Annotated in this window: 5 protein-coding genes and 1 pseudogene; 4 read left to right on the forward strand and 2 right to left on the reverse strand. The window is 43.2% G+C overall.

Going from position 1 to position 11,250, the window contains the following annotated elements:
- From QZU58_RS09710 to QZU58_RS09720, 3 genes are all read left to right on the forward strand, one after another.
- Nucleotides 1-511, forward strand: a 511-nt coding sequence (locus QZU58_RS09710) for a transposase (RefSeq protein WP_294496357.1), incomplete at its 5' end; no start/stop codon positions are given.
- A gap of 162 nt (nt 512-673) precedes the next feature.
- Nucleotides 674-3,499 (forward strand): excinuclease ABC subunit UvrA, encoded by a 2,826-nt coding sequence (gene uvrA / locus QZU58_RS09715; RefSeq protein WP_294496360.1) that lies wholly within the window; start codon nt 674-676, stop codon nt 3,497-3,499.
- A gap of 27 nt (nt 3,500-3,526) precedes the next feature.
- A complete protein-coding gene (locus QZU58_RS09720) occupies nt 3,527-3,943 on the forward strand; it encodes a DUF2750 domain-containing protein (RefSeq protein ID WP_294496362.1) in 417 nt (138 codons plus the stop codon).
- A 424-nt stretch (nt 3,944-4,367) separates the two neighbouring features.
- Here QZU58_RS09720 and metH read toward each other — a convergent pair.
- Both metH and metA read right to left on the reverse strand, forming a co-directional pair.
- Nucleotides 4,368-8,085: pseudogene (gene metH, locus QZU58_RS09725) on the reverse strand (methionine synthase).
- Nucleotides 8,086-8,145: 60 nt separating this feature from the next.
- On the reverse strand, nt 8,146-9,072 hold the full coding sequence (metA, locus tag QZU58_RS09730; RefSeq protein ID WP_294460794.1) for a homoserine O-succinyltransferase: 927 nt from the start codon (nt 9,070-9,072) through the stop codon (nt 8,146-8,148).
- Nucleotides 9,073-9,649: 577 nt separating this feature from the next.
- Here metA and QZU58_RS09735 point away from each other — a divergent pair.
- A complete protein-coding gene (locus QZU58_RS09735; protein ID WP_294496364.1) occupies nt 9,650-10,930 on the forward strand; it encodes a hypothetical protein in 1,281 nt (426 codons plus the stop codon).
- Nucleotides 10,931-11,250 lie beyond the last annotated feature (320 nt).

Below are 11,250 nucleotides of genomic sequence, written 5' to 3' on the forward strand. Positions count from 1 at the left end.
ATACATACTAACCTCCAATCGTTCAACTCTGCAGAAGAAGGACAAAGATGCCGATGAGGATAGAATAATTCATAAAGGCAGTTCCCTGTTTAAGACTGATAATATTAAACGCCAAAGAGGATACGAAGCTAAATACAACGAACTGCTTAAACAGAATAAACTGTTATTCACTCTTGATCTGGTAAAAGAGAAGGTATTACAGGCTTATAAGATGACAGATGAAGCAAAAATGGCTAAAGAAATCGGAAACATAATGGAAATCTGTCAGGCGACAAACAATAAACATTTCATTTGGTTCAGTCAACTTCTCAATAATCATTTTGAGGGAATCATTGCCCATGCCACCTATAAAATATCCTCTGGTAAAATTGAAGGAATCAACCAGAAGATCAAGACCATAAGACGACATGGTTACGGTTATCCGGATGACGAATACTTTTTCCTGAAAGTCATAGATGCGAGTAGGAAGAAGTACATCAGGAATCAGCGATCACATAAAATTAATGATTGAGCCAACGTGATTATCATGATGGCAAAACCTGCACTGAATAAGAATGGCAGTTACAGTCATAAGCTCCTGATGAACATAACATAAAGTCAGTAACTCATGTACAATAGACACAGAGCGGAAGAAGCATTTTAAATTATCAAGCGCAGGAACAATACAAAGACAATGAATAACGAAATTATAATAAAAGGGGCAAAAACCCATAATCTGAAGAACATCAGTTTACGCATCCCCAAGAATAAATTCTGCGTAATTACCGGACTTTCAGGCTCCGGTAAATCATCATTGGCATTTGACACACTATATGCTGAAGGTCAGAGAAAATACGTTGAATCTCTGTCCTCATATGCCCGTCAGTTTCTTCAGCTGATGGACAAACCTGATGTTGAAATGATTGAGGGCCTTTCTCCCGCTATATCAATAGAGCAGAAATCCACATCCCATAATCCCCGTTCAACCGTTGGCACCATAACCGAAATCTATGACTACCTGCGTCTTCTGTACGCCAGAATAGGCGAGGCCCGCTGTCCTGAACACGGATATGTTCTTAAGGCTCAGACCATTAAGCAGATGATTGACTCATCACTTGGACTTCCTGAGGGCTCCAAGGTAATGATTCTGTCTCCGGTTGTACGTAACCGCAAAGGTGAATATAAAGTTCTCCTTGATAATCTGGCAAGAGACGGATATATCAGGGTACGCATTGATAATGACACTTATGATCTCAGTGATCCCCCTACTCTGGATCTGCAGAAGAAACATACTATTGAAGTCATAGTGGACAGACTAAAAATCAAATCAGACGAGACCACAAGAATCAGAATTTCAGATTCTCTCGAAAGAGCGCTGAAACTCAGTGACGGACTTGCGTCAGTGGTGTCCATGACTGATGACTTTGAACCGCTGGAATTTTCCGCGAAATATTCATGCCCGGAATGTGGCTACTCTGTTTCGGAAATCGAACCGCGCAACTTTTCGTTCAACAATCCTGCAGGAGCCTGCCCGTGCTGTCTGGGGCTCGGAGTTCAGGAAGTATTTACACCCGAAGCCTTCATCGTGGACGACAAGGCTTCAATAAGGGAAGGAGCCATTAAAGGATGGTCTCCGACATCCACCTTTAACTTTGCCACAATAAGTGCTCTTTCCAAACAGTACGGATTCAGTCTGGACGTACCGCTTAACAAACTCAGTTCCAAAATAATGAACATCATCTTCTACGGCACAGGTAATGAGGAAATTGAAGTTGTTCAGAAATTCCGCAGCGGTTCAGAATTCAAAACACAAAAATCATTTGAAGGCATAGTGCCGCAAATGACCAAAAAATACCAGGCTGCCAGAGACTATGAACGTGACGAATATACACGATACCTCACCACGGTTCCATGCCCTGAATGTAATGGAGCAAGACTCAAAAAGGCATATCGTCACGTATTTGTTAACAACAAAAATCTTCCTGATCTGTGTAATCTCACCATTGCCGAATGTCTTGAGTTTTTTAACAGTCTTCCGCTAACCCCCCAACAGGAACAGATTGCCGCAAAAGTGTTAAAGGAAATCAGGGAACGTCTCTCATTTCTGGTAAACGTGGGATTAAGCTATCTGACTCTATCACGCTCAGCCGAAACCCTGTCCGGCGGTGAAGCTCAGAGAATAAGACTCGCCAGCCAGATTGGTTCCGGACTTACGGGGGTAATGTATGTTCTCGATGAACCGAGCATAGGACTTCACCAGCGTGACAACACCAAACTGCTTGAATCACTGTATCACCTCAGAGATCTTGGCAATACCGTCATCGTCGTTGAGCATGATGAGGATACCATAAGACGTGCCGATCATATAATCGACATAGGTCCCGGAGCAGGCGAGCACGGAGGGACGATCGTTGCCGAGGGTTCGGTTGAAGACATCATAAAATCCGAAACGTCCGTTACGGGCAAATATTTGAGCGGCAGATGCCGTATTCCGGTCCCAAAAAGAAAAAAAAGTGACGGGAAGTATCTTTGCATCACCAATGCCACCGGACATAATCTCAAAGGCGTGGACTTAAAAATCCCACGCGGACTCCTTACATGCATAACCGGAGTTTCAGGCAGCGGTAAATCAACTCTCATCAATGATACCCTGTATGCAATAGCCCAGCGCAGGCTTAACGGTGCGGTTAACATAAAACCGGCTCCATACGGAGACATTGACGGCCTGGAGCTCTTTGATAAGGTAATTAACGTTGACCAGACTCCTATTGGAAGAACCCCAAGGTCAAACTGTGCCACATATGTGGATTTCTTTACGCCTATAAGGGAACTGTTTGCTCAGACACAGGAAGCCAGGGCACGAGGGTATACGGCTGGAAGATTCTCCTTTAACATAAAGGGAGGACGCTGTGAAGCCTGTCAGGGAGACGGCATCATAAAGGTTGAAATGAACTTCCTGCCAGATGTTTTCGTGACATGCGATGAATGCGGCGGAAAGAGGTATAACAAGGAAACACTGGACATAACCTACAAGGGTAAAAACATATCCGACGTGCTAAACATGACTGTGGCTGAGGCTCTTGAGTTTTTTGATGCCATCCCGCCTCTGCGTAAAAAACTGCAGACACTGTCAGACGTGGGACTTTCGTACATTCGCCTGGGGCAGCCGGCCACTACTCTGTCCGGCGGAGAGGCTCAGAGAATCAAACTTGCAAAGGAACTGTCCCGCAAGGATACCGGTAAAACCCTTTACATTCTCGATGAACCTACCACAGGACTCCATTTTCAGGATGTAAACATGTTACTGCAGGTGTTGTTCAGACTTAGGGATCAGGGAAATTCCATCGTGGTTATTGAACATAATCTTGACGTCATCAAGTCTGCCGATCACATAATTGATCTTGGACCTGAAGGCGGAGAAGGCGGTGGCAGAATCATCGCGGAAGGAACTCCGGAACAGGTTGCAAAGGTAAAAACCTCCTACACCGGACAGTTTCTGGATAAAATATTGAAAAACTAATCATTTGAAATTGAAGAGGAAATTAACATGTCATATCAATTAACAGACAGAGAGTATCAGGCCGCACTGAAGCTTAATGCCGACTACAGATATCAGTACTTCACCAAGAACATTCAGAAAGGTCTTGAACTTTTTGTTCTTAAGAACAGTGAAGGTATTCTGTTTATGGAAACTGAGGGAGATGAGGAAAACAGTGCTCCGATTAACGTGATTCCGGTGTGGTGCCATGAAAACTACGCAAAGTACTACGCAGAACAGAATATCGACGTCGCAGGCTATGAACCTCAGTCCATTTCTCTTGCAATCTTTATTGAACGCTGGGCTGAAAATCTGGAAAGCTCCAACATTGAACTGGCGATTTTCCCGCTGACAAACACTGACTGCAATATCGTTAAGGCCAAGGAACTCATTGCCGACCTTAACCTTGATGATGAAATTGCCTGATAACGGCATATCATGACTTTACATAATCCTGTGTTATTTTAGTCAGGAAGCCGGTTCGTTATGCCATTCGCAGCATCATCACTTCGTTCCATATTTTTGAAGTACCGATATCTTCAAAAATATGGATTGCGAATGCTTAAAGCCGGCTTTTGTTTATGACTGCCGCACAATGACTGCTGAAGCTGAAAAACAATCAGAAAAATCTCAATATCAAAAGAGTTTTCCACAGCCATCAAAACATTTATCAGCAAACATTACATACTGATAAAATACAAAACAGATACAATTATTGTTTAACAACATGCTAAATCAGATACAGATACCTTTTCAGCAAGATATTCACAATAGTTTATACACAGTTCTGTGGATGAATAAAAAACATACAACTTATCCACAATAGCCTAAATATGCAACAATTTAATGCCTACGAACCATCCTCATTGGATTCGGCCCCCTCAGGAATATAACCTAAATGATTTCTCAGAAGCTTTTCAAGTTCTGCAATTTCGGTTCCAGTCCTTCCTGAATAATCCTCAAGCTGATCAGGCATGATACATTCATTGGATACGTATTTCGCATCACTGTTTGCAAAGATATAAGCACATACAGCACTTACGGGGCTCATCATGTATCCGTCGGTTATTCTGAGACCTATATTCTCCTCTACCTTCATAACATCCCATAATGCCAGTTTAGCCTTATGATCAGGACATGACGGATAGCCTATCGCCGGTCTTATTCCGACAAACTTCCCGCTCAGAATATCATCAACGTTTAAAGGTTCACTGCTGTAGCCCCAGTATTCAGTACGAATCAGATAATGCACATATGCTGAAGCGGCTTCTGCCAGACGGTAACTGAGATTCTGAACCAGCATGCTGGAATATATGTCGCCTTCATCATTAAATTTCCTGACGGTATCTTCAAGATTAATACCGGCATTGATTGCCATGGCTCCCACGGCATCATCACACACATCAATAAAATCAGCCAATGATCCGTTAGCCTGCTGTCTTGATGACAGATCACGCTGGTCTCTCAGGAAATTGAATCTGTATTCACCGTCTTCGGTCTCCAGAACCACATCATTAAAGCCTTCGCGGTGAGCCTTGAATAAACCGAAAACCGCCTTTATTCCCAGAAGATTTTCCGACTCCATGCGCTTAAGCATTTTCACGGAGTCGAAATAAAGACTTACTGCCGGTTCGCTGGCGTTTTCAGGGACGGAAGCAGTCTTTTCACCGTTTTCATTAATGAGATCCGCCTCCGTGTCTATAGAAAGGCCTCCCAGCAGTTTACGGTAATCCTGCTTGTATTCCCATGATCTGTAATAAGCCTGCCAGTCGATAAACCTGATTAATTCAGAAACAGACAGATCAAGAACCTTTACACCTAAAAACTTAGGCATCGGTGCCTTGGTTGCGGCAAAATCAGTCCTGATTGCATTGGCATTTGCGTCAGCAAATGACACGGTCTGAATCTTTGAATACTTCAGTTCATGAATGTGTCTTGCAAATGCGTATTCTTCCTTGAGCTTTCTTACAAATGCCGGCTTTAGTTCCTTGGACAGCAGACTCTGCGCAATGGTAACACCGCGGCTGGCATTATTAACATACACGATCGGTGCACTGTATTCCTTCTCAAGCTTAACTGCGGTATGTGCCTTGGAAGTGGTTGCACCGCCAATCATTACCGGAATCTTCAGGCCTGCCTTTTCCAGCTCCTGTGCCACATGAACCATTTCATCAAGGGAAGGTGTTATAAGTCCGGAAAGTCCGATAAGATCAACCTTTTCCTTAATTGCTGTTTCAATGATCTTTTCACACGGCACCATAACGCCAAGATCAATAATTTCATAGTTATTACACTGCAGAACGACAGATACTATATTCTTACCGAGATCGTGTACGTCACCCTTTACCGTGGCCATCAGGATCTTGCCGTTGCTTCCGGAGCCTGATTTGCTCTGCTTCCTGAGGCAGGAACATCTTTCCTTCACCGAAAAGATCCCCCACCACATTCATGCCGGCCATCAGCGGACCTTCAATCACTTCAACCGGACTGGCAGCCTTAAGACGGGCTTCCTCAACGTCCTGATCAATGTATTCGGTAACACCTTTAACCAGGGCATATTCAATTCTTTTTTCCACCGGCTCATTGCGCCATGACAAATCAATCTGAGATTCATCCTTCTTTAACGAACCTCCGGCACGGTATTTTTCCGCTATGGCCAGCAGTTCATCTGTAGCGCCCTTATGTGTATTCAGAATTACGGCTTCTACCTTATCTCTCAGCTCCTTCGGAATGTCATCATACACCGACAGCTGTCCGGCATTCACAATTCCCATGTCCATACCGTTTTTGATGGTATAGTACAGGAATACGGTGTGAATTGCCTGCCTTAAAGGTTCATTGCCGCGGAATGAGAACGATACGTTTGACACACCACCAGAAATCATGGCATGAGGCAAAGTTTCCTTTATTGTCTTCACCGCATTGATAAAATCAAGAGCATAGTTGTCATGCTCCTCTATACCTGTTGCCACGGCAAAGATGTTAGGGTCAAAAATAATGTCTTCCGGAGGGAAACCGACTTCTTCAGTCAGGAGCTTATATGCTCTTGTACAGATTTCTATCTTACGGTCATAAGTGTCGGCCTGCCCCACCTCATCAAAGGCCATGACAACCACGGCTGCGCCGTAGCGTCTTACGACTCGTGCATGATCAAGAAACTTCTCCACACCTTCTTTCATGGAAATGGAGTTTACGATACCCTTTCCCTGAACACACTTAAGTCCCGCCTCAATGACTTCCCATTTGGAAGAGTCAATCATAATCGGTACTTTTGAAATCTCAGGTTCTGACGCTATAAGATTGAGATACTTAATCATGGATGACTTGGCATCAATCATGCCCTCATCCATATTAATATCAATGATCTGAGCCCCGTTTTCTACCTGAACCCTGGCCACTTCAATTGCCTCATCAAACTTTTCTTCTTTGATGAGACGTCTGAATCTGGCACTGCCGGTCACGTTTGTTCTTTCACCGACGTTTATGAACAATGATTCCGGGGTAATGTTGAGTGACTCAAGACCGCTTAAACGGCACGCAACAGGCAGATCCGGAATCTTTCTCGGAGGCAGTGAATTCACGGCATCGGCAATGGATTTGATGTGAGCTGGCGTCGTACCGCAGCATCCACCCACTATATTAAGGTAACCTGACTCAGCCCACTTTCTGATGTATACCTGCATCTGCTCCGCAGTGAGGTCATAGCCGCCGAAGGCATTAGGAAGCCCCGCATTTGGATGAACCGACACATAGGTCTCGCAGATACCAGATATTTCAGCAACATACGGTTCCAGTTCCGCAGGTCCCAACGCACAGTTAAAACCGAAAGAAACCGGTCTTGCATGGCGGAGACTGTTGTAGAAGGCCTCAACTGTCTGTCCGGACAAGGTTCGGCCTGAAGCATCAGTTATGGTTCCGGAAATCATCACCGGAATTTCGATACCGCGCTTTTCCGATACGCTTTCAACAGCATAAACGGCAGCCTTGGCGTTAAGAGTATCGAATATTGTTTCGATGATGATAAGATCTGCACCACCGTCAAGAAGTCCTTCCGTTGCCAAAGCATAACCTTCGACAAGATCATCAAAGGTAACGTTTCTTGCCCCCGGATCATTTACATCAGGAGAAATGGAACAGGTTCTGTTTGTAGGTCCCAGTACACCTGCCACAAAGCGAGGTTTCTCAGGCGTCTTCTCAGTCATGGCTGCAGCAGCCTTTTTGGCAAGAACCGCTGAGGTTTTATTTATTTCATATGTATGCTCTGATACATTGTAATCAGACAGCGGGATCGGTGTTGCATTGAAGCTGTTGGTTTCAATAATGTCGGCACCGGCTTCCAGATAGGCCTGATGAATGGACGATATCACGTCAGGTCTGGTCAGACACAGCAGATCATTACAGCCCTTGAGATCGCACTCCGAGTCCTTAAAAATCTCACCGCGGTAATCCTGCTCGGTCAGACCGTATGACTGTATCATTGTTCCCATGGCCCCGTCGAGAACCAGTATACGTTCTGCAAGTTCCTTTTCAATAGCCGCTTTCAGTGTTGATTCCCTAAGGTTTTTCATATTATGCTCTGCCGTACCCGAATAAAACTGAGATGATGATAAAAATCCGTGAATTACGTCCTATGCAGACTTTCTCTTTGTTTCGAGATCATATGGGGTGTTCTGGTATACGTAATAGTTAATCCAGTTTGCAAAAAGCAGGTATGCATGACTCTTCCATGTACAGAGCGGTACGTTCTGCGGATCATTGTTAGGGTAATAATTTACCGGAATTGACGGATTGAGCCCCGCATTAATATCTCTTCTGTATTCGTTGTCCAAAGTCTGAGCGTCATATTCCGGATGACCGGTAACAAACACCTGACTTCTGTCAGGAGACACGGCAAGATAAACACCGGTTTCATCGGAATCAGCCAGAATTTCGAGATCGGTATTTTCCTCAATGTACTTGGTTTCAAAATTTGCAAAACGTGAATGCGGTGCCAGGAAGAAATCGTCAAAACCTCTGATTAAAGGATCAGAGCTGGTTGATCTTCTGTGCTTATACACGCCTGACAGTTTCACGCTTCTGGTCTGCTTTGGAAGATCATAGAACACGTTAAGTGCAGCCTGTACTGCCCAGCAGTTAAACATGGTGCATGTTACATGCTCCTTTGACCACTTCATGATTTCCACAAGAGTGTCCCAGTATTTAACTTCTTCAAAAGGCACCTTACCAAGCGGAGCACCGGTAATAATCATGCCATCGTAATACTGATCACGTACGTCATCAAATCTCTGATAAAAGGTATCCAGGTGAGCTTTTGGAGTATTTTTGGAAACATGATCATCTATACGCAGAAGATCAACAATCACCTGAATGGGAGTATTTGAAAGCTTGCGGAGAAACTGGGTTTCAGTTTCAATTTTCTTAGGCATTAAATTAAGAATCAGCAGCTTTAAAGGTCGTATATCCTGATGCACGGCCCGGCTCTCAGTCATAACAAACACCTTTTCAGCGGTTAAAACACTGGCGGCAGGTAATGCATCAGGAATCATAATAGGCATGGTATGGCACCTCTCACAAAAGTCATGACATCAAAAATGTCCGGCCCACCTCAAAGTCTCAAAACGGGAATAAAAATCAGTGGAGTCCGAACCGTCTTTCGGTTTATTAAAAATTCAGTTACGTAATGGCATTAATTATACACTAATTATGGATTTTATGTGATGTATAGCATGTTTTTCATACTACTCACCACAAGAGCTTTAATGGCCTTAAATATGGCAAAAATTTGCGGTTTTACACTGATTACCACTGTCTTAGGCAGGTTTTTTGCATAAACTTCAGAATTAGATTCGAATGTTTTATTAAATAATTATCATTTTTGCAATAAAACATTCAGATATATTGTGACCGTTACCTCATAATACCTAAGCTTATACAAATTAATTATTAACTTTTTTGATATTGACAAAAAAGAGTGATTTAAACGACAATTACCTTGTGAGGATTATCCTCGGAAAATTATTTCCGGTAATCCGCTGTTACAATGAGGCATTATCCTTAAACATTTAATACAAGGCCGAGTCCTTAAAGTTTTAAAGACATTGCATAACAACAATCATAGCGTACTACAAAGTCATGAATACATTAGCTACACGCATCGCTATAACGGCGGTCGTAATTTTTCACATAATTCTGGCATGCTTCTACAGTCTTAATCAGAATCTTAATGTAAATTCCGAAGGCTATTTCATGCTTTCTGAAGGTGTATACAACCATTACTCGAAACAGACACTGGATCTTACCGCAGATTCTCTGAAAACCGTACTGGTCTCATCACCGATGAATCTTTGGGAAAATACAATTGCTCCGGTGATTCTGCTGGTGATTTTAAGACTTCTGGCCTTCTTTATAATCTTTAAGGAACTTGCAAAGCTGTTCAGTCCGTCAACAATGATATGGTTCAGTGTGCTGTTTCTGCTGTCTCCGTGGCTTATGTACAGCACGGCATTGGGAGCCGACGCCTATATTCAGCTCGGGGTTGCAGGATATCTGGTCAGCATACTTAAACTTACCAGATCGAATCAGCCTAGAAGTTCAACATTTCTGTGGACTGTCCTCCTCGCCTTTTCAATACTGTGGTGTCTCGCACTAAGTCCTGCCTGGGGGGTTCTGTTGATTACGACGGTTATCCTCTGGATAAAGAAAACAATTCATCCGAACGTGAGCGGTCTCATTACGTCTCTTGCCGTAATTGCAGTAATAATGATTCCGTATGTTCACCAGTTGGAAATAAATGAAGACTCCGAAATCTATGTAAACCATTCATATAACTACTGGGGCTTCGGCACTGTTTACGTTTACCCGCTCTTTAAGGGGCTTATTTACTGGATAAGATACGGTTCAGCCATGTTCCAGAGCGAAATAGTCTACAAAACCGGTTTTTCATGGCTGAGTGACAGCGAAACAGTTCAGAGTTACTGCAGCTATGCATGGCGCTCCATACTTATAATTGCGGGACTGCTTTCGGTTATTATCAGTCTTATGGCCAACTGTCTGATGATTAAGGAAATCAAGCCACTGTTTTTCAGAAACTTTTCCGAAGACCGCCAGCTTTCATATCTGAAGATAATCTGCACCGTAATGCTGGCATCCATAGTACTGTTCATTGCCGTCAGTCCTTACACTCTGTACAGCAATACTCTTTCGCTGTGTTATGTTTTTGCGCTCATTCCTTTGCTGAACCTAATAGAAAAGTTCAACAGCTTTGATTTCAGGAAACATGTACCATACATTGCCATTCTCGCAGTATTTTTCATTATCGTTAACGGTCTGGCGCTTATGGAATCAAAGGACTACAGCAATGAAAATAACTATATGGACAGATCAAACGACATAGTCAGCGAATCATTCAACTGATTTATCTACCTTTCGGACTTAAAGCCTGTATTCCCGCGGAATACAGGCTTTAATTTTTTTGTTTCACAGTTTTTGTTTGGCCTGTATCTGTTATCTGAGTTAAACATAAACAAAGCAGGAAATACTGCTGCATCATGTGACGATGAGAGAATTAATAATGAAAGGATTGCAAGGAACACATCTTCGCTATTGATAGACATAATCATACGGCCACAAAAAAACCTAACTCCGCAGATCATAGTTTCTAATTTTTGATTTGCTTCTTTGGGTAAGGTATGCCGAACAAGTCGAAGAGATCTCTGGTTTTTTTAGGGATCTCT

It is taken from the genome of uncultured Ruminobacter sp. (assembly GCA_902764345.1).
Lineage (GTDB): Bacteria > Pseudomonadota > Gammaproteobacteria > Enterobacterales > Succinivibrionaceae > Ruminobacter.